Annotated in this window: 19 protein-coding genes; 6 read left to right on the forward strand and 13 right to left on the reverse strand. The window is 56.5% G+C overall.

From position 1 onward, the window contains the following. Window positions 1–143: 143 nt before the first annotated feature. The 6 genes from EI77_RS00970 to lepA form a co-directional block, all read right to left on the reverse strand. Window positions 144–923: an MlaA family lipoprotein gene (locus EI77_RS00970; RefSeq protein WP_133792888.1), complete on the reverse strand. Its 780-nt coding sequence runs from the start codon at window positions 921–923 to the stop codon at window positions 144–146. Next, the gene (locus tag EI77_RS00975; protein ID WP_133792889.1) at window positions 923–1,504 is read right to left on the reverse strand and encodes an MlaC/ttg2D family ABC transporter substrate-binding protein; all 582 of its coding nucleotides are present in this window, start codon (window positions 1,502–1,504) and stop codon (window positions 923–925) included. The genes EI77_RS00970 and EI77_RS00975 overlap by 1 nt, the downstream gene beginning before the upstream one ends. Beyond that, window positions 1,501–1,977, reverse strand: coding sequence for an outer membrane lipid asymmetry maintenance protein MlaD (gene mlaD, locus EI77_RS00980; RefSeq protein ID WP_133792890.1), 477 nt, complete (start codon window positions 1,975–1,977; stop codon window positions 1,501–1,503). The genes EI77_RS00975 and mlaD overlap by 4 nt, the downstream gene beginning before the upstream one ends. Continuing rightward, the gene (locus EI77_RS00985) at window positions 1,974–2,783 is read right to left on the reverse strand and encodes an ABC transporter ATP-binding protein (protein WP_133792891.1); all 810 of its coding nucleotides are present in this window, start codon (window positions 2,781–2,783) and stop codon (window positions 1,974–1,976) included. The genes mlaD and EI77_RS00985 overlap by 4 nt, the downstream gene beginning before the upstream one ends. A gap of 2 nt (window positions 2,784–2,785) precedes the next feature. Next, on the reverse strand, window positions 2,786–3,562 hold the full coding sequence (locus tag EI77_RS00990; RefSeq protein WP_133792892.1) for an MlaE family ABC transporter permease: 777 nt from the start codon (window positions 3,560–3,562) through the stop codon (window positions 2,786–2,788). 128 nt (window positions 3,563–3,690) lie between these two features. Then, window positions 3,691–5,487: a translation elongation factor 4 gene (gene lepA, locus EI77_RS00995; RefSeq protein WP_133792893.1), complete on the reverse strand. Its 1,797-nt coding sequence runs from the start codon at window positions 5,485–5,487 to the stop codon at window positions 3,691–3,693. Between the two features lie 423 nt (window positions 5,488–5,910). On the opposite strand from lepA, the gene EI77_RS01000 reads away from it, so the two are divergent. The 5 genes from EI77_RS01000 (at window position 5,911) to EI77_RS01020 (ending at window position 12,866) form a co-directional block, all read left to right on the forward strand. Then, complete coding sequence (locus tag EI77_RS01000; protein WP_133792894.1) at window positions 5,911–7,701, forward strand: DUF4407 domain-containing protein; 1,791 nt, start codon at window positions 5,911–5,913, stop codon at window positions 7,699–7,701. A gap of 75 nt (window positions 7,702–7,776) precedes the next feature. Then, window positions 7,777–9,795, forward strand: coding sequence for an acyltransferase family protein (locus EI77_RS01005; RefSeq protein ID WP_133792895.1), 2,019 nt, complete (start codon window positions 7,777–7,779; stop codon window positions 9,793–9,795). A gap of 134 nt (window positions 9,796–9,929) precedes the next feature. Further along, entirely contained in the window at window positions 9,930–10,787 is an 858-nt protein-coding gene (locus tag EI77_RS01010; protein WP_133792896.1) for a class I SAM-dependent methyltransferase, read from the forward strand. Between the two features lie 38 nt (window positions 10,788–10,825). Then, window positions 10,826–11,266 (forward strand): c-type cytochrome domain-containing protein, encoded by a 441-nt coding sequence (locus EI77_RS01015; protein ID WP_133792897.1) that lies wholly within the window; start codon window positions 10,826–10,828, stop codon window positions 11,264–11,266. A 172-nt stretch (window positions 11,267–11,438) separates the two neighbouring features. After that, on the forward strand, window positions 11,439–12,866 hold the full coding sequence (locus EI77_RS01020; RefSeq protein ID WP_133792898.1) for an aspartate aminotransferase family protein: 1,428 nt from the start codon (window positions 11,439–11,441) through the stop codon (window positions 12,864–12,866). Window positions 12,867–12,931: 65 nt separating this feature from the next. On the opposite strand, the gene EI77_RS01025 is transcribed toward EI77_RS01020, so the two are convergent. From EI77_RS01025 to EI77_RS01040, 4 genes are all read right to left on the reverse strand, one after another. Further along, on the reverse strand, window positions 12,932–15,472 hold the full coding sequence (locus EI77_RS01025) for a bifunctional serine/threonine-protein kinase/formylglycine-generating enzyme family protein (RefSeq protein ID WP_133792899.1): 2,541 nt from the start codon (window positions 15,470–15,472) through the stop codon (window positions 12,932–12,934). A gap of 155 nt (window positions 15,473–15,627) precedes the next feature. Beyond that, a complete protein-coding gene (locus EI77_RS01030; RefSeq protein WP_133792900.1) occupies window positions 15,628–16,896 on the reverse strand; it encodes a DUF1552 domain-containing protein in 1,269 nt (422 codons plus the stop codon). Between the two features lie 11 nt (window positions 16,897–16,907). Beyond that, the gene (locus EI77_RS01035; RefSeq protein WP_133792901.1) at window positions 16,908–19,268 is read right to left on the reverse strand and encodes a DUF1592 domain-containing protein; all 2,361 of its coding nucleotides are present in this window, start codon (window positions 19,266–19,268) and stop codon (window positions 16,908–16,910) included. A gap of 161 nt (window positions 19,269–19,429) precedes the next feature. Continuing rightward, a complete protein-coding gene (locus EI77_RS01040) occupies window positions 19,430–20,557 on the reverse strand; it encodes a prenyltransferase/squalene oxidase repeat-containing protein (protein ID WP_133792902.1) in 1,128 nt (375 codons plus the stop codon). A 175-nt stretch (window positions 20,558–20,732) separates the two neighbouring features. Between EI77_RS01040 and EI77_RS01045 the strand changes: the two genes are divergently transcribed. Then, window positions 20,733–21,014, forward strand: a complete 282-nt coding sequence (locus tag EI77_RS01045; RefSeq protein WP_133792903.1) for an SWIB/MDM2 domain-containing protein — start codon at window positions 20,733–20,735, stop codon at window positions 21,012–21,014. A 21-nt stretch (window positions 21,015–21,035) separates the two neighbouring features. Here the strand turns inward: EI77_RS01045 and EI77_RS01050 are convergent, their stop codons facing one another. From EI77_RS01050 to EI77_RS01060, 3 genes are all read right to left on the reverse strand, one after another. Beyond that, entirely contained in the window at window positions 21,036–21,329 is a 294-nt protein-coding gene (locus EI77_RS01050) for a GIY-YIG nuclease family protein (RefSeq protein WP_133792904.1), read from the reverse strand. Window positions 21,330–21,460: 131 nt separating this feature from the next. Then, entirely contained in the window at window positions 21,461–21,937 is a 477-nt protein-coding gene (locus EI77_RS23210; RefSeq protein ID WP_166646920.1) for a hypothetical protein, read from the reverse strand. Window positions 21,938–22,306: 369 nt separating this feature from the next. After that, window positions 22,307–25,549 carry an efflux RND transporter permease subunit gene (locus tag EI77_RS01060; RefSeq protein WP_133792906.1) on the reverse strand — a complete coding sequence of 1,081 codons (3,243 nt, stop codon included), beginning with the start codon at window positions 25,547–25,549 and terminating at the stop codon, window positions 22,307–22,309. Window positions 25,550–25,651 lie beyond the last annotated feature (102 nt).

Below are 25,651 nucleotides of genomic sequence, written 5' to 3' on the forward strand. Positions count from 1 at the left end.
TAGGCCGAGAAAAGGGATGGGGGGACATCATAGGTTGTCCCTATTCATACCACACCATCTCTGCTGATCTCTCATACAGAGTACCCTAGCAGCCATAGAATAAAGATTATTCTGAAGGCTGTCTAAAGACTCAAATAGCGGGCTTATTCCTTCACCGCTGCATCCCGGTTCTGCATGTAAGTACTGCGGACGGAGAGGTATGGATCCACGGAGTTCTTGCAGGACTCGTCATAGTAATACAAGAGGTCCGGGCTGGACTGGATGGTATCTACGGTGCCAGGAATCCAGGCCCAGTCATTGGTATCACCCTTCATGAACAGACCCCAGTGGGTGGGATTCAAGACATAGTCTCCTGCATAACCAACAGCATCGCGTAGATTGCTTGGTCCAAGTATCGGCAAGACAAGATAAGGTCCTGTACCGACACCCCAGCGGCCAAAGGTCTGACCGGTATCCTCTTTGGGGACAGCGGTCAGGGCGGGGATCTTGTCTGACTGGCGGATGAATCCACCAAATCCAGCAATGGTATTCACGCCGAACTTTTGAGCTTCCTTACCTGCACGGCCAAATTTGCCCTGGAGACCGCTATTAACGAAACGGATGGGGAATTTGACGTTGTCGAAAAAGTTGCCCAGGCCCTTGCGGACGGGGGTTGGGGCAACGAATTCATACCCTTTGGCGACTGGACGGAAGACAAAGTTATAGATACCGTCATTGAGCTTGAAGGTGGCCCGGTTCAGACCCTCAAGAGGATCTGAAACTGCGACGGTGGCCCCATAGTCATCCAGTTCATCCACAGCATCCGCAGCATCAACCACAGGGGCGTCCGCTGGAGGTGCAGGTTGGGATTTGGTAGCGCAGTCCGTCAAAAACGGAATGACGGAGAGGAAAAGCAGGCGGAGGGTGGTGGATCCAGGCTTCATTAGGGGCGAGAGACAGATTGTTCGAGAGAGCTAATTACAGCGGTCGCCCCCCCTTTCTTAAAAGATGCATCAAGCTGGGCACGATAATTGGCCACCATGCTGACGCCTTCGATGACGACATCGACAATGCGCCATCCGCTTTCCTGCTCCATGCGGTAGGTGACGTTGTAACGGCTGCCCTTATAGATCAGATCCGTCGGGACATCCACGCGGCCAGCGGCCGGGGCGAGAGCCGTCTTGAAATTGACCGTGGCGCTTTCACCCGGAGTGAACTTGCCGCTATAAGTGCGGATCACCAGGGTGGTGAAAAGCTGCACGGCTTTTTTCTGCTGGTCACCACTGAACTGGCGCCAGCCGACACCCACCGCTCGGCGGGTCATGGTTTCAAAGCTGATGTGCTTTTGCAAAACAGGCCGGGCTTTTTCTGCCAAGGCACTGCGGCTGGAAACGCTATTGGAAACAGCGAGCACTTCATTCACAGCCGTTTTTAAACGCTGCTGAGCTTCTGCGGTGGATGCATGCACAGGCCCCGCCAGAAATGGCGTCAGTGCGATAAGGGCAAAAAAGGAACGTCGGTTCATGGAGGAGGAGCTTTTTCTGTTTCTTCTGAGACGCTACCGAAGGCCATCTTTCCGATTAACGATTCTATATCAACGGAAGACTCCGTCATTGTGATTCGCTCGCCAGCCTTCAGGAAAGTTTCGTCTGCACCGGGTGAAAGTGCTACATATTTATCACCAATCAGACCGGTTGTCTTAATCGAAGCCATGGAATCTGTGGGAAGACGCAGGTCGGACATCACGCGGAAAGAGACAATGGCGGTGTATTCGGAAGGTTCCACGCGGATAGCCTCCACCCGCCCGACGGGCACGCCAGCGACTAGGACGCTGCTGCCAGTATTCAGACCGCTGACACTGCTGAACCGGGCCTCCAAAGCATATGTATCCCCTCCCAGCAAGGAGCCGCCGCCGAGCTTCACCGTCAGGTAAGCGATGGCGGCAAGACCGAGGAGGACAAAGACTCCAACGAGGAATTCGAGCTTGGTCTGTTTCATGAATCTTGAGATGGAAGAGTTTCGCCACTGCGAATGGCGGTCAATGAAGCGCTCAGGGCGGTGGTATTGTCGCGGAAACTTGTCACTACAGGATCGGATGAGACCCGGAACTCTGCGGGTGTGCCTTGAAAATGCATGCGGCCCTGATCCAGCAAAGCGACGCGGTCACTGGAGATCAGCGCCTCAGGCACATCGTGAGTGACAACGACGGCGGTGAAGCCAAACTGGCGCTGATACTTGGCGATCATAACAAAAACGGCGTTTCTGCGCAGAGGGTCCAGACCGGCGGTGGGTTCGTCAAAAAGCACCAGTTCAGGCCGGGTGACAATGGCGCGGGCCAGGGCCAGACGCTTCTGCATGCCGCCGGAAAGCTGGCTGGGGTAGCGGTCATGATGTGCCTCCAATTCTAGCTGGCGCAAGGCCTCGAGACTGCGCTCGCGGATTTCCTTGTCAGACAAATCCAAGGTCTGCTCCAAAGGCAGGGCGACGTTTTCCAAAGCGGTCAGGGAATCAAACAGAGCGTTGCTTTGAAATAGGAAACTGCAACGTCGGCGAAACTCCATGCGGGTTTTGGCATCCCTGGTTTCCAGCGGGCGGCCATCAAAACAGATGCTGCCTGAGTCGGGGCGAATGACATCGGCCAAGCATTTGAGGAAGACGGATTTGCCGGTGCCGCTGCGTCCCATGACAGTAACTACGCTGCCGCGAGGGACATCCAGATCTGCCCCAGCGAGCACCACATTATCACCAAAGCGTTTATGAACGCCCTGCACCTGAAGCAGCAGATTCTGGGAAGGGGTAACCATGATCAGACAAGGAAGGAGGTGATCATGTAATCGGCCGCCAGCACCGTGATGCTGGACTGAACCACAGCCCGGGTGGTGGAGGCACTGACGGCGCGTGCTCCGGTGGCCGTGCGGCAGCGGTGGGCGTTATACCCGTGATAAGCACAGAGGGCGATGGTGAGGAACCCAAAGGTGGTGGCCTTCAAAAAACACTCCGTGACATCCTGCATCTGCACCGCCCGCTCCACAGCAGACCAGTATATGCCTGACTCTAATCCGAGCAACCAGGAGCCGGAAAGACTGCCGCCGAACAAACCAATGGTGACAAAAAGCGCGGTCTGCATGGGATACACGACCAAGGCCGCGAGCAAACGCGGGGTGACCAGATAGCCGATGCTGCTGACGCCCATGGTTTCCAGAGCGGCCACCTGCTCCGTATTGCGCTGGATGCCCAGCTCTGCCGCAAGGGCGGAACCCGCCTGGCCTACGAGCATGAGAGCAGCCAGCACGGGACCCATCTCGCGAACAAGACTGAGTGAAACCAGTGCGCCCAAGAGGCTCTCCGAACCGAAACGGTTAAGCACATAGTATCCCTGGAGACCAAGAACAAGGCCGGTGAAAAGGCCAACGATGAGGATCACCGGCAGGCAGCGGACGCCTTGCTCAAAGACGGCACGCAAGACCCGACGGAACAGCCGCCGCGAACTTAACACGGACTGAAAAGACTTCAGCGCAAAGAGCGCAAAATCCCCCAGCCCGTGAACAATCGCGAGAGTCTGAAATCCCAGGGTGCGCACCATAAAGCCGCATACTATCACCCAGCCCGAGGCTGGATGCAACGTCCAGGTGATTGTTCTTACAATTTGAAAAGTGGTCAGAACATGGCGCGCTCAGCCGGGGGAAAGCGCACCCAAAATTAAACACGCTTTTAGTTAGTCTTCAGCACTTCAATGAACGCCTCTTGCGGGATGTTCACGCGGCCAATGGACTTCATGCGCTTCTTACCTTCCTTCTGCTTTTCCAGGAGCTTGCGCTTACGGGAAATGTCACCGCCGTAGCACTTGGCGGTCACGTCTTTGCGCAGAGCGCTGATGGATTCACGGGCGATGACCTTGCCACCAATGGCGGCCTGGATGGCGACGACGAAGAGCTGCTGGGGAATCACTTCCTTCAGCTTTGCAGCGAGCTGGCGGCCACGCGCCTCAGCTTTGCCACGGTGCACGATGCAGGAGAAGGCGTCCACAGGTTCACCTGCGATGAGCATGTCCATCTTCACCAGGTCATCGGCCTTATAACCAGCATGTTCATAGTCCATGCTGCCGTAACCACGGGTGAGGGACTTGAGCTTGTCATTGAAGTCCACGAGGATTTCATTCAGCGGGATGACGGTGTGCAGCAGCACGCGACGATCATCCAGGGTTTCGGTGTTGTTCACCTGACCGCGCTTATCCATCACCAACTGCATGATATCGCCGATGTATTCATTCGGGATCATGATAAAAACCTTCACGATGGGCTCACGGATTTCATCAATCTCGTTGGCCGACGGCAGGAAGCTGGGGTTATCCACAAGGATCTCGGTGCCGTCCGTTTTACGAAGTTCATAAATAACGGATGGATACGTGGAAATGACATCCATGTTGAACTCACGACGCAGACGCTCCTGGACGATTTCCATGTGCAAAAGCCCCAGGAAACCGCAGCGGAAACCAAAGCCCAGCGCGGCGGAGCTTTCCGCCATGAAGGTGAAGGCGGCATCGTTGATCTGAAGCTTGCCCACGGCGAGCTTCAGGGCTTCAAAGTCATCAGTGCTGATGGGATAGATGCCACTGAAGACCAGGGGGTGGATTTCCTTAAAACCAGGAAGCGGCTCAGGAGCCGGCTTGCGGGATTCCGTCAGCGTATCGCCAATTTTCACATCCGCTGTGGTTTTCACGTTAGCGATGATGTAACCCACATCGCCAGCTTCCAGCTTGTCACAGGCCACCATCTTCGGGCGGAAAGTACCGACTTCCTTGATTTCGGAGTCGTTTCCGGAAGCCATAAGACGGACTTTTTGACCGCGCACAATGGAGCCGGACATCACGCGGATGTAACTGATGACGCCACGATAGGGATCGAAAATGGAATCAAAAACGGAGGCGCGAAGGTAGCCATCACCCGGTTCTTTTGGAGCAGGAACGAAAGCGACGATGGCCTCCAGGATGTCAATGATGCCAATGCCCATCTTGGCACTGGCGGAGACAGCTTCATCCGCAGGAAGTTGAAGGATTTCCTCAAGCTGCTTCTTCACCTTATCCACATCCGCATTCGGCAGGTCGATCTTGTTGATGACGGGGATGACATGCAGGTTTTGCTGCAAGGCCAGATTCAGGTTGGCCACGGTCTGGGCTTCCACACCCTGGCTGGCATCCACCAGCAAAAGAGCGCCTTCACAAGCGGCAAGGGAGCGGCTGACTTCGTAGCTGAAATCCACGTGGCCAGGGGTGTCCAGCAGGTTCAGCTTATAAATCAGGCCGTCTTTGGCCTTGTAGTTCATGCACACCGGGTGGGCCTTGATGGTGATGCCACGCTCACGTTCCAGGTCCATGCTGTCGAGCAACTGGTCCTGCTGCTGACGTTGGGTGATGGTCTGCGTGGCCTCCAGCAGCCGGTCAGACAGCGTGGTCTTACCGTGGTCAATGTGGGCAATGATGGAGAAATTGCGGGTACGTTCGATGGACATCAGGGGATGGTCGGCTGGCGAACCGATACCCTAGCCCCGAGTGGTGAAAGGGTCAAGGTCGGTGCGCGGCTACCGTAGCGGTGGGGGATGGGGAAAGCTGCGAATTTTTCCCCATTTGGGGATGATTGAACTCAATTCGTTGAAAATCAACGAACTGCCATGGGGATAATTGTCCCCATGGAATCCCCATGCGGGGAACGGAGGGGGAAATAAAACCGGGAAGCCTTCATGGAAGGAGATGATTTAAAGAGGTCAAACGGGGCCTGGAGTGAGCACTCCCTAATGGAAAACCCATATGCTGGGATTATCGCTCAGAATGGGCGGTGGCGCAAGGGGACGACCCGCCGGATCCGGCAAAGGTAAAAATTTCCTGATCCTGCGAATAGTGGGCGAGGAGCCTCCGTCTGAAAACTCATCCCAGCGATGTCTGCGAGCTCGTTTGACTTCGCGCACATTGCCCGCACCTTTACCATCGGGCATACCGCCCATTATCCCATGTCTTTTATTGACCGTCTGGAACGCGTCTTCTTCTGGCTCTCTGGAGCCTCTGCCGACAACCTCGAAAGCTGCCCAGCCTGGGAACGGCGGAAGTATGTGGCCTTTGGCGCGACGGTGCTGGTGCCCTGCACGTTTGCCATGATCGCCTGTGCGTATGCGATTTCGACACTGACGAACAATTGGTTCATCATTACGACGATATCGCTGGTGTGGGCCTTCATCATCCTGACGGTGGACCGGGCGCTGCTGGCGACCTACCGGGCCTATCAAAATATTTTTCGCAAGCTAGCCCAGTTCAGCCTGCGCATCGTGGTGGCGGCGCTGATGGGGATCACCATTTCACATCCGCTGACGCTGCTGCTCTTTAAAGATACGATCATCTCCGTGGTGGAAAAGGAACGGCAGCAAGAGATCGAAACGGCACGCAAGCTGGCTGCAGATCAAAAAGCGCTGGTGGAGGCGCGGGTCAAACCGTTGGAAGATCAAATCGCCCAGCAAAGGCAGGCGTGGTCGGGCAGCTTCGAGGCGAAGTTCCTGGATGGCGATGGCAAGCCGATGGAAAAACCCCTGACGGCAGATGAACAAGCGGCCAAGGCGGAACGGGATGCAAGAATCACATCTGCGGTGGCCCCTGGCAAAGAACGCCTGGAGGCCCATGATGCAGAAATGGCCAAGCAGAGTGCGGAGTATCAAAAAATAGCGGGTGAGCTGAACCATTGGCAGACGGAATTCGAGCGGGAGGTGAATGGCCAGCGCAGCGGCATCACCGGACTGGGGCCACGGGCCAAAAGCATCCAGGAAGATCAACTGACGTGGAGGCGGGCTGAATCCGCAAGGCTCAGCGGCGTGATGGAGACAATGACCAAAGATCGCGGAGTATTGCTGGCTGAGATCAAGGCGGCAGAGGACGGTGTGAATGCTGCCCTGGCTGCCAGGGATGCTGAATATGCGGCCAAGGTGAAGGCGGAGGAAACCCGTGTAGCCGCGCTGAAACAGCAGGTGCAGCAGGAGCAGGCGGACCAGTTTGTGGGGCAGCAAAATGCCATCCGTGAGACGCTGAAGATCCAAATTGATGCGCTTTTGGTCCAGCTCAACAGCCTGCATACGGAAATCGCGAGTCTAGCGGAGGATGAGAAGACACGGATCGACGGACTGCGTGCTGAACCGCGCCGGGACATCTTGACACAGACTCTGGCCCTGCATGACCTGTTTGAAAACGGGGCTGAGGGGGGGCGCTTTGCCCTGACGGCTTATTTGGTGCTATCCGCCCTGTTCATGCTGGTGGATACCATCCCCCTGGTGGTGAAGTTTTTCTCCAAGCCGGGACCGTATGACTCCCTGGTGGACTGCGATGAGGTGAAGTATGACCAGCAGCGCATGGCATTCCTGAAGAGCATCGACCGCTATACCAAGCAGCTGGTGGACAGCCCCTTCCTGCACATCACACAGAACCGGCCGCTGGAGCGTGCGCTCATCGAAGGCGTGGACCGCAGCCGGGCCGCGAAGGCCTTTTTGGAACATTTGATGGATCTGGAGCAGGCTTTCCAGGACAAGGTGCGGCTGGAACGCGAGCGGCTGGCCACCACGGGTGGAGTGAGCGGCGCGGCAGACATGCTGGAAGAAATGGCGAGCGCTTTTTACGCAGACCTGCGCCTACGTATGGAATCCTTCTTCAAGGATGACAGTCATGCCGCGCCGGGTACGGCGCGGGCGTAAGGAGAGGCCATGAGTCCCTTTACGAAAGCAGAAAGTAGCGCACGATAACCGCCCCCAATGCAGACAAATTCGTAAATGAGCCTTTTGGAAAGAACTAAAATCCCTTACATTGCACCCCTCGACGGAATTCGGGCAGTGGCCATCTTGGCAGTTCTTGTATTTCATGTTTCACCAGAATTTTTGACTGGTGGCTTTGTCGGAGTGGACATTTTTTTCGCTCTTTCAGGCTATTTAATCACATCCGTGCTTATGTCCGACCTGGACAATGGCCGCTTGTCATTAATAAAATTCTATCAAAGAAGAATACAAAGGCTCCTGCCCAGCATTATTGTCATGCTTTTGGCAGTCTTGCTTCTATGGGTGCAATTTATGCCTCAAAGCGATGCGCGTGCCACGGGCGTCCACGCCTTATGGTCACTCTGCAACCTGTCTAATGTGTACGTATGGAAAGACTTGGGCAATTACTGGGCACCCTCTGCTGTGTGGGCACCGTTGACCCATACATGGTCCCTTGGGATTGAAGAGCAGTTTTACCTCTTCTTCCCATTTTTAATGACAGTGCTCGTCAGATACCAGCGCCACAGGTTGAGTCTATGGCTAGCAACTTTTACTTTAGCAAGTTTTGCAGCGTCCTGGTATGGGAGCAATCATCACCCGGCAGCGGCATTTTATCTTTTGCCAACACGCTGCTGGGAGTTTTTTCTGGGTTCACTGTTGAGCATCAATCAAAACCGTTTCGTTGCGACCCTCCAAAGCTTTAAAACCGGCACACAGACTCTGGCTCATGAATTTCTCAGTGCTCTTGGGCTTGGCATGGTCATTTTGAGCTTCTACATCATCAATGAAAAAACACCGTTTCCTGGCTGGATCAGCTTGGTGCCTGTTTCAGGAACGATCTTGATTATCGCCTCTGCCTTAGCGGGCCGATCTAAAATATCGCGCTTCCTTGCCTGCCCTCCAATGGTTGCGACAGGACGGCTTTCATACTCATTTTATTTGTGGCACTGGCCGTTCATTATTCTTGGGAAAGCCTTAGCAGATAAAAATGAGCTTCCACAGTTAGCTGGTGCCTTTGCTGGATGCATACTGGGATTGATTCTAGCATGGGTAGCACACATCGTTGTTGAGCAACCCCTGCGGCACCGTTCTACTGGTAACAAATGGCGAATTTCGTTAACTGCTGCAGGCTTTAGTGCTGCTGCGTTGTGTGCTTGTCTGATAGCCCTAGCACAACGAACAACTGAGCCAAGAAGTCTTTTCGATATCTCTACTTTTAGCATCAAGCTCTATGATACTGGCCGTGATCCTGAGGCAGGCTTAGCAACTAGCGATCTATTATATGACCTTCATTTTCCAGATGTACCTCAACCAGACCAGGACCTATGGAGAAATGGAGGGATTCAACATTTGCATGGAGACACTCCACCAAAGGTTGTGGTCCTTGGCAGTTCACATGCACTCATGTATTCCAAGGTAATCGATGCCATTTGCCACGATCATCGCGTCTCCGTTGGATTCTTGGGCGCTGGGCTTGGATCCCCCGCCTTTTTTGAAACTCCCGTTAATGGTCATTTTGCTACGTTGGATATAGCGCGGGAATTCGATCGGGCGCGCAGAAAGTGGATTAGTCTCTGGAAGCCTACAACCATTATCGCGATAGACCGCTGGGATACCCGAGCCAAGACCCCTCAAATATTCGAATCAAAATTGAGGCAGTTTCTTCAGGAGTTATGCCCTCTTGCTAATGTGATTATCGTTGCTCAAGTTCCTGTATTGGATGTCGGCCACCACCGGAATTTGCGTGAATTCATCCATTGGCATACAGACGGTTATAAAAAATTCCCTTTGCTTTCGGCTGACATTCATGATGAAACCCGACGAAAGTACATTAAATTAGCGGAATCAGCCAAAGATGATTTTGACAGTCTTTCAATCTTAAGAGCAGACCTACCCTTTTATCATAACGACGGAAGTATCAAGTACTACTCAGGCAGAACGTTTTTTTATGCTGATGACAATCATCTGACAGACGAAGGCAGTGAATCTATTCGATATCTGTTTGAAAAGGCGATTCTTGAAAGCCTTACACAGTAACCTAAAAACTTTACAGTCCACGAATAGGCGCACACCTCCTGGAAGGACAAATTCCACAACAAAAGGAAGGTAGTCAGGGAAGCCCTGCGTTTTTCCCGATGGCATAATGCTCATCTCCAAGCGATAAAGAGGGTATGCGCTCCGACTTTCATCGCAAGCCTACGGGCTCCCGCACACCGCCACGTCCCGGCCCCCGCCCGCCGCAGGGTAAGGGCGCACCGGCGGGACCGCGCCCGGACCGTAGCCAGGGTGGGACTTCCTGGGAGAAATCTGCCGACTGGTATGACAGGATCCTTGGAGAGCGCGGGTCTGAGCTTTATCAGGCGGTGGTGATCCCGCAATCCCTGGCGCTGCTACAGCCGCAGAAGGGGGAGCACATCCTGGACCTGGGCTGTGGACAGGGTGTCTTTTCCCGAGCACTGGCAGACAAAGGGGCAAAGGTGACGGGTGTGGATGCTGCGCCGACACTCATCGCCAAGGCACGCACTTACCAGAGCCGCACGCCCATCCGCTATTATGACCGCGATGCAGCAGAACTGACCGGGCTGGGTGAATTCGATGCGGCCTCGGCCATTCTTTGCCTGCAAAACATGGAGCACCTGGATACGGTCATCGCCGCGACGGCCACGGTTTTAAAACCGGGTGGGAGAATGCTGTGGGTGCTGAATCACCCGGCCTTCCGCATCCCGCGCCAGTCCTCCTGGGGCAATGAGGAGGAGAGGAAGATCCAGTACCGGCGGGTGGATGCCTATAGCAGCACGCTGGGTATCCCCATCCTGATGCATCCTGGCAAGGCGGATAGCGAAAGCACCGTGAGCTTTCACCGCAGCTTTGAGACACTGACATCCTCCGGCTTCAAGGCGGGGCTGTCCATGGTGGGGCTAGGGGAATGGTATTCGCACAAAGAAAGCCAGCCAGGGCCGCGCGCCCGGGCGGAAAACCGTGCTAGAAAAGAGTTTCCACTTTTCCTGGCCATGTTGTGGAAAAAGTAGGCGTCACATCTGCATCCAATCCGGCTAGAATCCTCCCGATGAAATACTTTGCTCCCGTTTGTGCCCTGGGTCTGATCCTGGCCGCCTGTGCCAGCAAGCCTGCACCTGAAAAGCCCGTCGAGGCACTGGCGGGCCGTGATTACTTCGTGATGTATGTGAAGCCGATCCTGGAGACGCAGTGTCTGCGCTGCCATCAGGGGGCGAATCCGCCGGCGGGACTCTCGCTGGTACAACGAAGCGGAGCCTATGCACCGCGCAAGCGTGACCGGGCCTTCATCGTGCCGGGAGATCCAGATGCGAGCCTGCTGCTGAGGGCGGTGAGCCGGGAGGGGACACACCCGCTGACCATGCCACGGCTAGACATCACCCTAACCGATGATGATATCGGCGCGCTGCATGAATGGATCGAGGACGGAGCCTACTGGCCGGACAATCCAGACGGGTTTTTACAGCCCCGATACAACATCGAAAATCCCTGATTTTACAAGGGATCCAGCACAGTGTAGCCGGACTGATACATTTCTGACCTGGACTGTGATGCCTTACCTTTTTGAGGGGCTGTCACAAAAATACCCACATGAGAGAGTTTGCGCGTAGCAGGGCCACTGGATGCTAGACATGGTGACATTGTCCTAACCAACCAAATTTCCCATGGGCAAAGAATACGACACTACTCCGACAACCGTCCCGCACGTGGCGACCCAATATCGCACCATCTGCACACCGGTCCCCCACCCTGATTCCATCCAGCACATCGAGCGGAGCCGCAAGTATGAACCTCTGTCCATGCGCGGCATGCCGCCCATCGTGTGGGACCGGGCGGAAGACATCTTCGTTTATGACAAGTACGGCAACCGGTGGCTGGACTGGAGCAGCGGTGTGCTAGTGACGAACTGCGGGCATGGCGTGCCCGAAGTGCGCCAGGCCATCATCGACCAAGTGAACAGCGGGCTGATCCACAACTACGTCTTCCCAAGTGAGGAAAGGCCGGAGCTGTGCGAACTGATCGCCAGTGTCTCGCCCGAGCCTTTAAAGAAAGTCTTCCTGCTGAGCACGGGCAGCGAAGCTACAGAATGCGCCATCAAACTGAGCCGGGCGCATGGCATCGCGGTAGGTGGACGGGAAAAGATCGGCATCATTGGCTTTGAACGTGGGTATCATGGCCGCACACTGGCCTCCCAGCAGGCTGGGGGCATGGCAGGCCAGAAGACCTGGATCGTGAACATGGACCCGGCCATTATCAATGTGCCATTCCCGGACGGATACTGGGACGAAAACAGCAGCTTTGACGGCTTCCTTGAGGCGGTGGAAGAAAGCGGCATGAAGCCGAGCCAAATCGCGGGCGTGATCATGGAAAGCTATCAGGGTGTGGGGCCTGACTTCGCGCCGGTGGAGTATATCGAAAAACTGCGCGCCTGGTGCACGGAGCATGATGTGGTGCTGACCTTTGACGAAGTGCAGTCCGGCTTTGGCCGCACGGGCAAGTTTTGGGCCTTCGAGCATTACGGTGTGGTGCCGGATCTGATCTGCTGCGGCAAGGGCATTTCATCATCCCTGCCACTGGCGGCAGTGATCGGCAGACAGGACATCATGGACCAGTTTCCACCAGGATCGATGACCAGCACGCACTCGGGCAACCCGGTGTGCTGCGCAGCGGCGCTGGCGAACATCCGCAAGCTGCTGGATGAAGACCTAACAGGCAATGCGGCAAGGCTGGGACCGGTGCTGCTGAAGGCTTGCCAGGAAATCCAGGCGAAGCATCCTGAAGTGATCGGCAATGTGACCGGCGCGGGGTTAGTGGCCGGTTTGCAAACGGTGAAACGTGGAACGAAGCAGCCGGACCATGATCTGGCGCATCGTGTCATCGAGCTGTGCTACCAGAAGGGGCTGCTGTTCTTCGCACCCGTGGGTGCATGGGGGCAGACGGTGAAAATTTGCCCGCCTCTGACCATTCCGCTGGAGGCGCTGCAAGAAGGCATCGCCGTGCTGGAGGAAGCCTTCGACGAGGCGGTGGCTGAAATGTACGAGGAAGCAGAGGTGGAAACCTTTGACGAAAATCTGGCGGAGCTGGTGGCGTAAGCAGCCGGTTTTGTCTCTGAAAAAAGCTCCATGGCCTCGCGGTCGTGGGGCTTTTTTATGGGGGGCTATTTGCTCCGCTCCAGGACGATGCGGAAGCTGATGGTCGGCCGACGTGTATCGATGGCGATAGGAATGCGGACGGAGGAGAGGAGCTCATCCGGATTGAAGGTCTGCCAGTTGCCACCGCGAACCGTGCCAAGGAGCTTTTTGCTCTTGGGGACCGATTTGGCACCGGGTTCATAATCGGTATCCACCCATTCGGAGGCATTGCCGCCGAGACCGGAGATGCCGCGTTCGTTGGGGAGGAAGGCTCCCACGGCACCTAATTGAGGGAAGCGGTCTTCATAACCTGGGATGAAACCTTCGATGCTGGTCCTGCGCCCGGCATTCGTATCCGCCAAGTTTTCGCTATTGGGTGGAGGTGGCCAGTCGAAGCCCCAGGGGTAAATGCCACGGATACGGCCATTGCGCTCCGCCGGGGTGGCTCCGCGTTCCAGGGGCAGGCCGACGGCGCGGCTCCATTCTTCATCCGTGGGCAGACGATAACGGTCCTTGGGGCCAATGAGCCCGGCATTGCGTTCGCGCTCTGTCAGCCAGGCGCAGAAGGCGCGAGCCTCTTCACGATCTATACCGACGATGGGCTGGGTGCCGCCACGGCCATCATTATCTATATTCCCCGGACGGCGGGCGTTGGTGGCTTTGACATACTCCAGGTAATCACGTCGGCGGGTTTCTACGGAGGCGATCATCACATCCCCCAAAGGCACGAGGCGCAGGCCGAGGCCGTTGGCTTTCCATTCACGACCAAAGGTGACGGCCTGGCGAGTTTGCATGTCCGAAAAGAGCTCCAGCAGAGCACCGGATTTTACCTCGCCCTCCAGGACGACATCAGAAAAGCCTTCTTCCCGGAGTTCAAACTCCACGGACCCACTGCGCACGCGGGGGAGTTCCAGGGGGGTATAGCCGAGGAATTCGTCATGCTGAAAGACGCGGACTTTTTCTGGAGTGGTGCGAATGACGACGCTGCCATAGGTCTGGCGCTCCACCCGGAGATGGAAGGCCTGCCAGTCTTTTTCATCATTGCCAGCCGTGGCTTCACTGTCGCGATCCTCCGGCATGTCTTCACTGCCTGTATTGCCGCTTTCCACGTAATAGAAAGGTTCCACCTCATAATGATGCTCCTGGCTGAGGGCACCTGCGGCACGGTCCGCATCGGTCATCCAAAAGCGGAAGGCCTCCGCATCGCCGACGGGCACGACCACGAAATAAGAGGCGTCTTTGCCATTATCGGCAAGGGAAGCGCGGACGACTTTTCCTTCGAAAGAACGGCCGGTGGCCTCCAGGAAGCGCTTGAAGAATTTGATCTCCACGGGCTGCTCGCTGAGGTGTCCGCTCTGGGCAGGTTTAAAGGCGATGCCAAGGCTATTGGTCCAGCGCTCTCCAGGCTGGGGCAGGCGGGTGGCCTCCATTTTCAAATCGTATTCCGCAGGACGGCTGCGGCTGGCGCTGTGCTCAATCTCCAACTGCTTATGACCGGGCAGGCGAAGCTGATAAATGACAGGAACGCCTTCTTCAGGATTCAGTGCCAATGGGGTGACGCCCACCTTGTCCTCACCTGAAAAAACATCGGCTCCCGCGGGCACCGTTTTAATGGTGAGCATAGGCAGACTTTTTTGCACTTCCAGGACCGGGGCGGCATTGCGCTGGGCGAGCCACATGCCAAAACCAACGGCCAGGCTGAGGGTGACGGCTCCTGCTGCGGCCCAGTACCAAACGAGGCGACGGGAGGGTAAGGGCTGGCCGCGAAGAGCCAGCGACATTTCATGGGCACTGGTGTAGCGATCCTTCGCCTTCGGGGCACAGGCTGTGCATATGACGCGGTGCAGGCGCTGCCAGACATCCAGCTTATCTCCGCTTTCTGAACAGGAAGGAATGTCTGGAAAATCCAGGCGGTCTTTGCCTGTGCTGGCTTCATAAAGCACCATGCCGAGAGAAAAGATGTCTGATTCCGGTGAGCCGGGACCCTCAGGTGCCACAAAACCCTCCGTGCCCACAAAGCTGCGTTGCCCGAGCAGGGCGACGAGGCCGATATCGGCGAGGCGGCAGTTGCCATCAATGAAGATGAGATTCGAGGGTTTTACATCCCGGTGGATGAGCTTGTTTTCATGAAGGAAGTGCAGCCCCTCGGCCACATTTGAGCCGATCTGCAGACAACGCTCTGCCATGATGCGTTTTTCCCGGCGCATCTGCAAACCCAGGGTGTGGGATTTATACGTCGATGGCTGGATGTCGCGGCCGTGCTCCAAGTCATCCGCCAACTCCATGACATAATAATAGAAGCCCTGGGCATCACTGCGGCCGACCTGGAGGATGGGGACGAGACCGACGTGACGGCGGGAGATGGGCTCGTAACGTTTGATGGCCTCGAACTCACGCTCAAAGGAATCCGCCTGGTCATAATCCTCCCGCCAGACGACTTTGACAGCGCGGAGAGCACCCGTCACGGAACGGGCCATCCAGACTTCCCCATAGGCCCCCCGACCAATGAGACGCAGCGTCTCGTGGTCACGGATCTCAGGCGCGGTGCGGATGGGAGCTGCGGTCATCAGGGCAATTGGACAGGATTCGGCGGCGAGTATTCAGCATTTCGCACTCGAAGGTCAAGACTTGCCGCTAGAAACTGCCAGGTATACCCCTGGGAAGCAGTGTATCCGCGCCGGATACACTGCTGGTTGGGGTGAATACAAGACGCCCTGCTGTTTTATACGGACTCCAGCCCCGTCATGGTGGAGGTGCTGGTGGCAAATTTATCTTCCTCCAGACCCAGGCGCTGAAGAGTGCTGAGGTAGAGATTTGGCAGCGGGTAGTTATTCTTCTGGTCGAAGGCGAGATGCTGCCCGTGACGGAACCCACCGCCCGCGAGCATGACTGGCATGTTCTTGTTGTCGTGAGAAGAAGCATTGCCCAGGTTGGAGGTCATCAGCACCATGGTTTCATCCAGCAAACTGTCCGTCTTCAGCTTGCGCAGGAACTGGCCCCATTCACCGATGAGAGCCTCCTCCACGCGGGAGAGCTGGGCGAGTTTTTCCTCGTCCATGCCATGGTGGCTGAGGCCGTGATAACTCTCATCCACACCTTCGATGCCGGAGACATTGTTCCCGGTGACATGCAGAGTGACAAAACGGGTGGAGTCGGTGGCCAGAGCCAGATGAATGATGTCCAGGAAAATACGCTCCACAGCGGCTTCGTTGTCGCGTGGGATCTGAGTGGGTGGTTTCATGGAGACGGCAGGTTTGGGCAGACGGATCCACTCTTCATTGGCCACGAGGCGCTGCTCCAGCTCACGCACGCTGGTGAACCAGGCGTCCAGCTTGTCTCTGTCTCCGGCACCGACTTCACGCTGAAGGGCGCGGGCCTCAGCACCGACGACATCCATGACGCTGTGCCCACGGCGGATCAGCTCGGCTTGGCGGTCCTGCTCTGCCGGTGTGTCGTTAACAAAAAGTTTAGTGAAGAGACGGACGGCATTGTTTTCCGCCGGAATCATAGAGCCGTTCTCAGTGTAGGAAGGGCTGGTCTGGTTAGCCGTACTGAGGACCATGGAGGGAAAGCGCGTCTCGTGACCGAGGTGCTTGGCCATGAGCTGGTCCAGTGAAATGGTGTTGCGGGAGGTGGCGCCGCGCAGGTTTGGACAACCGGAAAAGATGCTGCCTTCAGCCGTGTGGCCACCGGTCACGCCCGGATGCGAAGAGCCGGAGACGATGGTGAAATCATTGCGCAAATCGCTGAGCTGCTTCAGATAACGTGAAGGGGTGTAATTCCGGCCCTGACCTTCTGGAACAAGGTTCGGATTATGCAGGCCCAGGGCCAGGCTGATGCCGACAAAGCGCTTGGCATTTTTAGTATCCGCCGCCGCTGAAAAAGCGGGGGTCATGGCATCCAGAAACGGCAGACCGAGTGACACACCCGCACCGCGCAGCAATGCGCGCCGAGAGAGCCGGGCACCGAAGTTAAAGTTCACGTTTTTCATATCGGGGGGGATTATTTGTGCAGAAACACCGGACTAGTGACAACCGCACTTATAATAGAACGAAGGCCGTGGCCGGATTTTCCAGCCTGGGTGACGATTTCATCCACGGTATCCTTTTCGCTAAAACGAACGCTGGCACCGGTGGAATAGGTGATGAACTGGCGGGCAAACCCGGCGGCGAGCTCGTCACTGCGGCGGGTATAAATCTGCTTCCAAGCCTGGAGATCCGCAAAAGCATCTCCATCTGGCGTGACGCCGGAAGGATTCACCGGTGCTCCCTTGCCGCTCTTTCCATACCCTTTCCGCCAGATGCCCACAGGATCATAGTTCTCCAAGGCGAAGCCGGGGGGATCAATGGTCATGTGGCAAGAAGCGCAGGAGGAATTGCTCCGATGTTTTTCCAACTGGTCGCGGATGGAAGTGGCTCCGCGAATGTCCGGCTCAATGGCGGGAATACCCGGTGGTGGAGGCGGGATGTGAGTACCCAAAATGCGCTCATTGATGAAGACTCCGCGCACAACGGGAGAGGTATGGGTACCATCGGCCGTGACTTTGAGGATGGACCCCTGAGTGACGAGGCCGCCGCGTCCCTTCAGGTCCGACTGACTGAGCATGACCTTTTGCAGGCCCTGGCCGGGAGGAAGTGGCTCTTTACTGCCATAATGACGGGCAAGACGGCCGTTCAGCATGGCGAAGTCGGAGTCCACTAAATGGGTGATACTGAGATCATTGGAAACTACTTCACGGAAATAAGCCCGTGTCTCCTGGACCATGGATTCCTGGACGACGGGGTCAAAGGTGGAAAACTGACGGGTATCTGGAGAGGTGAAATCAATCTCCTTAAGCTTCAGCCACTGGTCGGTGAAACTGCGGATGAAGCGGCCAGATTTCGGATCATTCAGGAGGCGGTCAACCTGCTGGGCAATGACTTCGGGCTTTTTCATTTCACCGGCTGCGGCCAGTTTCATGAGCTGGGAATCCGGCATGGAAACCCACAGGGCATAACTGAGGCGGGAAGCGATGGCGTAATCATCCAGCGCACCGGGAGCCTCAATGAGAGTCAGAAAGCGTGGGGAGCAAAGAATGGCCCGGTAACTGGCCCGTAGCCCCTCTGTAAGAGAAGCTCCTTCGGCGAGCATCTGGTGGCCGATGTTGCTGTAAGCGGCCAGTTGCGAGGCTTTCAACGGGCGGCGGAAGGCCCTGCGGGCAAACTGGGCCACGAGACGGTCCAACGATGCCGTTTTATCCGCCTCCAATTTTTTGAAGTCTCCCTGTCCTAGCAGATGTCGGCGCACCGTGGCCCGATCCGCCGTGGGATAAATTCGCTCCATGTGAATACCGCGATGGGCGATGCCAGAGAAACCGTCTTTCACCAGATCTCGGCCTTTATACGAAACATTGCCACCTTTTCCGCCAGGGGCGACGCGGCGCAGGGTGGCATCATTCGGCTTGAGTTCGAGCATGTTGCCTTCATACATCCAGGCTTCAAAGACGAGGTCACGAGGCTGCTTTGTCGCCTCCACAAGACCAATCATGTAAAGCATGGGAATGGAAGAGATGCAGCGGCCCGAGCGAAGGGTGCCCCAAACACTGCCGACAGGACCCGCATTCAGCGCGCGGACATCCTTCAAGGTGATGCGGTACCAGCCGTCCGCCGGGGCGGCTGTGACAGGCATCCGCCCAACGAACTGCAAGGTCATGGGCCAGGACACGCTCTCCCCTTTCCTCAGTTCAGGTCCGCGAAAATTGCCCCGGTCATTGATGGGAAGTTCTTCAGGAGGACAAAATTTCTTGAAAACGGTGTCGCCATCGAGGGCCCGCTTGAATGCTTCCGTCAGGGCCAGATCGGCCACATCCAGGTAACGTGCCAGTTGATGCTGGGAAAGCTGCTGGGCCTCCGCGACGGTCTCGAATCCATGAGCTCCGCGCTCCGCAGGCAGAAGGTCTTTGAGCGGCAGGTCAATGCCGAGGAGATCGTGCAGGGTATGCTCGTATTCTGTGCGGGTCAGGCGGCGGCTGCGGACGCGCCCATTGCTGGCGATGTCCTGTTCATCTGCCTGGATGAGCGGTTTCCCAAGACTGGCCAGGAAAAGCTCAGCCTCTGTTTTGGTAGGCTGGGTGTTTTTGGCCGGAGGCATTTCGCCAGTATGCACCCGCTCAAAGATGCGCTGCCACTTCAGAGCGGCATCCGCATCGGCCAGATCAAATTTGAGGTCTGTGAGATCAAGACCCGCTTTTTTCACATCTGAATCATGGCATTCAGTGCAGTGCTGGTCGAGAAACGCTGCGACTGGCTGCGGAACTGCGGCCAAGGCGGGACTGGTTGCCAGCGAGGCTAAAAGGAGAGACAGGCTAAGGGGGGGGAATTTCATACATTACAGACCAGCCCCAAGCGGGAGGCCTTGTTTTTCTTCATCGGCAAAGGATTAGAACGCGAAATAACGGCCTAACTTACGGTTAAAACAATGGTGAAGACGGTAAAAGCTGTCCTCAGCAGCAAAGTCGATGCCACCATTCAGGCCCATACGGACCGTCATTTTTGATAAATGGGCAGAAAGTGGTGGTACACACTCAGGCTCAGCAGCGCCAGCGAGGTGGCGTAAACAGGACCCGCACTTTTTTCGTTGCCATTCTTGGGGTGCCAGGAGCCTTCGGCACTCTGGGCACCGACGAGCATCTGCTCGGTCTTCTGGCGGGCCGTGGCTGCGTGGTCGCCGCCCCGCTGATACATGCCCTGGGCGTAATAATAGCACCCGTAGTAAAACCAGGGTTCATTGACCTCCGGCGGGAATTTCAGCAACCAGTTGGAGGAGCCTAGCACCTCTGGAGCATCATACTGACCGGCAACCTGAAGGGACAGCAGACCGGCTGAGGTGGTTGAGAAAGTCTGGCGTCCCCCGTAAGGCTCGTAACTGAAGGCTGCCTCGAGTTGCTTCAGGTTGCCGTTGCTGTCCCGCTCCCCCCGATAGCTGCGTTTGATATAGGCGATGCCATTATCAATGGCCTCCTTGGGCACCTCGATGCCGCTGTTCTTCGCCGCACGCAGGGACATGAGCTGCCAGACGCTGACGCTGATGTCACTGTCACTGCTGGCTGGTTCATAACGCCAGCCGCCCCGATTGGCTTCACTTTTAGGCACCTGCTGGGCACGAATGATCAGCTTGATGGCCTTTTCAGTCATGGAGCGCACTTTTTTATCCGTCTCTTCATCCGGGGACATGCCGAGCATTTCGGTCAGCATGAGGGTCATGATGCCGTGCCCGTACATGCGGCTGCGGTCACTGCGCCCCAGGTAGCCGTTTTCATCGGGCTGCACATTGTCCACGATGTAACGGAGCGCTTTCTGTGCAGCCTGCCCTTCAGGAGTGGGGTCCCCAGGGAGATGGCCGACGGAGGCCAGCCCCATGATGGCCAGGGCGGTCATGGCACCGCTGTGGCTGGGCATGTCCCCCCGCTGAGGTTTTTTATCGGTCTTTTGCTCAGAAAAATAACCGGAAGGCTGCTGCTGCTTCAGCAGCCAGGTGAGTCCCTTGTCCACGGCGGACTTCACCTGAGGGGAGATGATTTCCGGCCGGGGAGCCTGACCCTGCAATCCTGCCGCGTGAAAACTTGCGGTGAGAACCAGTAAAAAACTGGCTTTTTGGGCAGAAAAAAGGGGCATAGGACGAAAATGAGACGGGACACCGCCAGGATGAACGCAGACTGAGCTTAACGCATTTGGAGCGAAAACCTCACTGATTCACCCAGATTTTTGTGCTTCTGCCGCCTCCGTTCCTTGGTAAAATACCCCTAATCAGGGGGATTGACTTATCCGGCGGCGTCTGCGAAAAAGGTAAATGGCTAAAACCGAACCTACCAAAACACCTCGCAAACCGAATCCAGCCCTGATGAAACCCGTCCAGCCGGATGAGGTTCTGGCGGCTGTCGTCGGGTCCACACCCCTCTCCCGTGGTGAGCTCACCAAGAAGGTGTGGGATTACATCAAGGCCAAGGGCCTGCAGGACGAAAAGAAGAAGACGCTGATCAACGCTGACGAAGCGCTGAAGAAGGTCTTCGGTGGCAAAGCCCAGGTGACCATGTTTGAGATGACGAAGCTCATCTCCGGTCACGTGAAGTAAGCTGGCTCCCAACACTGCTTTTTAGGATGGCTGGAGGTTCGCCTCCAGCCATTTTTCTTTTTGCACACGGCCGAGCGCTTTGAAGACCCGCTCCGCCTTCAGCGCCGCAGACATGTCTGCATGGCACCAGGAGCCGAGCAGCCACAGCGGCCCCCGGCCTCGTGTGTATTTGGCCCCCTTCCCTTCCCGGTGCATCTCCAGCCGCCGGTACAGGTCATTGGTGATCCCACAATACAGACTGCCGTCCCGACAGCGCAGCACATAGAGGCACCAGGGCTTGGCTGGGGCTTCGACAGACGTGGACGGATCGGGCATGAAGGATGCGAACGTTATAGCATGGAGCTGGAAAAAGTCTGGCGGTCTGTGGGATAAAGTAGCCTGCACAGTCCTCTGTGCAGAGAGCGGGGCGGAGGCAAAAAGCATAGGTCTGGGTGGGATAAGACAGGCTACGTGGGATTGGAGGAGCTTGGGGGCTTCGCGGTGCTGTCTGCACAGGGGACTGTGCAGGCTACTTTTTGTGGGCAGATCAAGACTTGCCCTCGCATGGAGTTTGGGTAAGTCGGCGCTGTTGCATGAGTTTTCAATTCTTCAGCCCGCTCGCCAAGGTGTCCGTTACGCAGGGTAATCTGCCACACTGGGACCAGGAAGGGGCCACGTATTTTATCACTTGGCGAATGGCTGATTCCATACCCGCCGCCGTTTGGCAGCGCTGGTGTGCAGAGCGTGATGACTGGTTGTTGCAGCACAGCATTGATCCCAGTTTTCCTGATTGGCGGGTACGAATGGAAGATCTGCCGACCACCGTCCGCCAGGAGTTCAAACGCTTCACACGCAGCCTGGAACATGAACTTGATGCTGGTCATGGCAGTTGTGTTCTTCGCCGCCCGGAAGTTGCCGGGATTGTAGCGAGCTCCTTGATGCATTTCGATTCATCCCGTTATACTTTGGGAGACTTTGTGATCATGCCTAACCATGTGCATGTCATCGTTGGAGGAATTGCCAGGGCGACCATGTTGCAGCAGGTGAAGTCATGGAAAAAGTGGACGGCGCTCAAGATCAATGAGTGCATCGGCCTGTCTGGACGGTTTTGGCAAAATGAAAGCTTTGATCATTTGGTCAGAAATGAAGCCTCTTTTCAAAAACTGCGGCAGTATATCGCTGAAAACCCTGGGAAAGCAGGGTTGAAGCCTGGAGAATACCTGCTGTGGCAACGTGAAGGTGGGAGCGAAGGGATAACCGAAAGCTCATCTCCGAAAAGTAGCCTGCACAGGGGACTGTGCAGGCTACTTTTCTCAGATGGCGGCGGCCTCCGCATTCACTGGCATTGGCTGCGGCTTACGTCCCAGGAGGCGGTTGAGCAGCTTGCCCAAATCATCCACGGCCAGATAACACAGTGGCACGAGGAAAAGGGTGATGACGGTGGCGAACAAACTGCCGTAGCCCATGGAAACCGAGACCGGAGTAAGGAACTGGGCGCTGGTGGCCTGGGCAGCACGGTTGTCACCAAAGATCCACACCAGCATGTGGCTGATGCCAGGAGGTGAATTCTCAATCAGGCTGCCGAACTCAAACATCAGCGGCATGAGGCCGACAAAGGTGGTGATCTGGGTGAGGAAGATGGCGCGGAAGCGGCTGCGGCCACCTTCCTGCACGGCGTATTTGAGGTCCCCTGTTTCTTCCCGGAGCTGGTTGATGCGGTCCACGAGCACCAGGGTATCATTCACGATCACCCCGGTCACCGCCAGCATGCCGCAGACGCTCATGCTGCTGACCGGCATGTCATGGAACAGATGGCCAAGCACGGCCCCAACGATGCCGAAGGGCACCACAAGCATGACGATGAAGGGCTGGGTGTAGCTCTTGAAAGGAATGGCCATCATCGCATACATGCCTAACAAAATGATCGCCAAGGCCCACTTACCCGCATCTGCCCCTTCACGCTGGGCCCGCGCCTCCCCCTCAAAGCTCCACTGGATATGCGGATGGGTGGCCATCAACTGGCGGACAAAGACCTCCGCATCGGCACGAACCTTGGCAGGGTCTGTCGTGGATTTGTTCACATCGGCGGTGATGTTCATCGCCCGGCGGCGGTCCACACGTTTGATGTTGGTGAAGCTTTTCCCAACCTTGGCCTCCGCCACACGTGAGAAAGGGATCTCCAGGCCAGACGCGGTCCGCACCCGCATGGTCTCCAGGGTGGCCAGGCTTTTACGATCCTCTTTAGGATAACGCAGCATCACCTTCACCTCATTGCGCCCACGCTGGATACGCTGGACTTCATCGCCATAAAAGGCCTGGCGCACTTGCCGGGCGAGATCGCTGACGGTCACGCCGAAGGACTGTGCCTCGGGTTTCAAACGAAGCTGGATTTCATTGCGCCCGCTGTCCAGGGAATCGGTGATGTCAAAGACGCCTGAGTAAGTGGCCAGATGCGCTTTGATCTGGTCGGAGATGTCCAGAAGTTCATCGGGATCCGTGCCGGTCAACTGGATGTCCACAGGGTCACCACTGCGGATGATCTCCGCGCGAAAGTTCAGTTCCTCAGCCCCAACGATGGTGCCGATGCGCTCCCGCCAGTCGGCCGCCATGTCCACGGTATTGACCTTCAGACTGCGCTCCTCGGGGCCATAAGTTTCCATGTTGATCTCCCCCACATGAGAGCTGCCGGTGCTGCCGCCGCTGCCCCAGGTCAGACGAGTGGTGCCCGTGGTGGCCAGAATGGCGCGGATGACGGGCTTGCCATCCGGGCCGACGTATTCTTTGCGCATCTGCTCGGCGATTTCATACATGCGCTGGATGTGAGCATCCGTGACCTCAAAGGGCGTGCCGTCCAGCATGGTCAGCTTGGCCTCGATGCGCTCACTCTGCACACGGGGAAAAAAGATCCAGAGAATGCGCCCACTGAAAAAGAAGCCGCAAAGGACGATCAATCCACCGAAGCAGCCCGCCAAGGCCGTATAGCGATGATACACACACCAACGCAGGGCGGGACGGTACACATAGTCCACAAACTTGCGCAGGTTCCGCTCCGAAAAACGGTGTACAGGCCCCAGGATATCCGATGCACCGCTAAGCCCTGGAACAGGATGCGCCAGATGCGAGGGCAGGACAATTTTAGTCTCCACCAGAGCGATGAGCATCACCAGGATGAAAACAATGGCGATGGGCTTGAACATCATCAGGAAGTCGCTCGCGCCAAAGGCCATGGGCAGGAACGCGATGACGGTGGTGAGCACCCCGAAAGTGATGGGAATGGCCATTTCCTTGGTGCCCTGTATGGCGGCATCCAGGGGGGACATGCCGCGCTGCCGCAAAGTATCCACATGCTCGGATATCACGATGGCATCATCCACGACAATCCCCAGAACGAGGATGAATCCAAAGAGGGAAGATAGATTGATAGCGATATCAAAAAACGGCATCAAAGCAATGGCTCCGAGGAAGCTGGCCACCATACCCACCGCGACCCAAAACACAGCATCCAGGCGGAGGAAAAGGCCCACACAAATGAATACCAGGATGAGGCTGCTCTGCGCATTTTGAATCAACAAACTGATGCGGCCTTTGACGATTTTGGAGCGGTCATTCCAAAATTCGATCTGCACACCGTCAGGCATTCGTTGTTGCGCCGTAGCGATGTATTCTTTGACCGATTCAGCAATGCGGATGGCGTTTTGGCCTCCCTCACGCATCACATTGACCACCACACAGCGTTTGCCATTCAGCCGGGCCAAGAGCGGATTTTCGTTAAAGCCGTCCTGGATCATGGCAATCTCCCCCAGCGTCAGCTTGGTGCCGTCAGGCCGGGTAAGGATGACCACATTGGCATAGTCCTCGCCGGTATAAGCACGACCGCGTGTGCGAATGGAAACATCTCCCGCCTCCGTCTGAACCACGCCTGCTGGCAGGTCCAGTGCACTGCTGCGAATGGCCTGGCTGACGCGCTCCAGATTCAGGCCGTATTTGCGCAAGGTGGATTCTGGGATCTCGATGCCGATCTCATAAGGCCGCACGCCAGAAAGGCCTGCATGGGTGATGCCCGGTAGGGCCGAGATTTCATCCCGGATTTGCTCACCTAACCTGCGTAAATCTGCCTCAGCCATGTCTGCGGCGACGGCCACGGTGATCACGGAGTGAAAGTTATCATCGAGCTGGATGGTCGGTTTTTCCGCCAGTTCAGGCAGGTTAGGAATGGCATCGACACGGATTTTGATGTCATCCAACACCTCCCGGGGATCTTTGCCTTCCTCCACTTCAATGACGACGGTGCCGCCGCTGGAGGAGGCCGTGGAATTGATGTGCTTGATGCTGCCCACCTGCTGGATGGCCTCCTCAATCTTCAGCACGATGCTTTCCTCCACCTCTTCCGGTGCTGAGGCCGGGTAGGGCACCGTGACTGAGATCATCCGGGAGGGCATGTCTGGAAAGACTTCCAGTGGGATGCGGTCAGAAAGGAGAGTCCACACGCCAGCAATCATCGCCCCGATCATGAGGAGATTGGCGGCGACGTGGTTGCGGGCAAACCAGGAGATCATGTGGAAAAAGAGACGGCATTAAACGAACGAAGCCGCCGGGTGCAAGGTTGCCTGGACAGAAACGCGGGACCAAGAATAAAGAAAGCACTCAGTGTGGGATTC

The organism is Prosthecobacter fusiformis, from assembly GCF_004364345.1.
In the GTDB taxonomy this organism is placed as follows: Bacteria; Verrucomicrobiota; Verrucomicrobiia; order Verrucomicrobiales; family Verrucomicrobiaceae; genus Prosthecobacter; species Prosthecobacter fusiformis.

Bases quoted from the DNA above. Each gene is read 5' to 3' on its own strand.
- EI77_RS00970 (WP_133792888.1), bottom strand. From the start codon at position 923: ATGAAGCCTGGATCCACCACCCTCCGCCTGCTTTTCCTCTCCGTCATT.
- EI77_RS00975 (WP_133792889.1), bottom strand. From the start codon at position 1,504: ATGAACCGACGTTCCTTTTTTGCCCTTATCGCACTGACGCCATTTCTG.
- mlaD (WP_133792890.1), bottom strand. From the start codon at position 1,977: ATGAAACAGACCAAGCTCGAATTCCTCGTTGGAGTCTTTGTCCTCCTC.
- EI77_RS00985 (WP_133792891.1), bottom strand. From the start codon at position 2,783: ATGGTTACCCCTTCCCAGAATCTGCTGCTTCAGGTGCAGGGCGTTCAT.
- EI77_RS00990 (WP_133792892.1), bottom strand. From the start codon at position 3,562: ATGGTGCGCACCCTGGGATTTCAGACTCTCGCGATTGTTCACGGGCTG.
- lepA (WP_133792893.1), bottom strand. From the start codon at position 5,487: ATGTCCATCGAACGTACCCGCAATTTCTCCATCATTGCCCACATTGAC.
- EI77_RS01000 (WP_133792894.1), top strand. From the start codon at position 5,911: ATGTCTGCGAGCTCGTTTGACTTCGCGCACATTGCCCGCACCTTTACC.
- EI77_RS01005 (WP_133792895.1), top strand. From the start codon at position 7,777: ATGAGCCTTTTGGAAAGAACTAAAATCCCTTACATTGCACCCCTCGAC.
- EI77_RS01010 (WP_133792896.1), top strand. From the start codon at position 9,930: ATGCGCTCCGACTTTCATCGCAAGCCTACGGGCTCCCGCACACCGCCA.
- EI77_RS01015 (WP_133792897.1), top strand. From the start codon at position 10,826: ATGAAATACTTTGCTCCCGTTTGTGCCCTGGGTCTGATCCTGGCCGCC.
- EI77_RS01020 (WP_133792898.1), top strand. From the start codon at position 11,439: ATGGGCAAAGAATACGACACTACTCCGACAACCGTCCCGCACGTGGCG.
- EI77_RS01025 (WP_133792899.1), bottom strand. From the start codon at position 15,472: ATGACCGCAGCTCCCATCCGCACCGCGCCTGAGATCCGTGACCACGAG.
- EI77_RS01030 (WP_133792900.1), bottom strand. From the start codon at position 16,896: ATGAAAAACGTGAACTTTAACTTCGGTGCCCGGCTCTCTCGGCGCGCA.
- EI77_RS01035 (WP_133792901.1), bottom strand. From the start codon at position 19,268: ATGAAATTCCCCCCCCTTAGCCTGTCTCTCCTTTTAGCCTCGCTGGCA.
- EI77_RS01040 (WP_133792902.1), bottom strand. From the start codon at position 20,557: ATGCCCCTTTTTTCTGCCCAAAAAGCCAGTTTTTTACTGGTTCTCACC.
- EI77_RS01045 (WP_133792903.1), top strand. From the start codon at position 20,733: ATGGCTAAAACCGAACCTACCAAAACACCTCGCAAACCGAATCCAGCC.
- EI77_RS01050 (WP_133792904.1), bottom strand. From the start codon at position 21,329: ATGCCCGATCCGTCCACGTCTGTCGAAGCCCCAGCCAAGCCCTGGTGC.
- EI77_RS23210 (WP_166646920.1), bottom strand. From the start codon at position 21,937: ATGCATCAAGGAGCTCGCTACAATCCCGGCAACTTCCGGGCGGCGAAG.
- EI77_RS01060 (WP_133792906.1), bottom strand. From the start codon at position 25,549: ATGATCTCCTGGTTTGCCCGCAACCACGTCGCCGCCAATCTCCTCATG.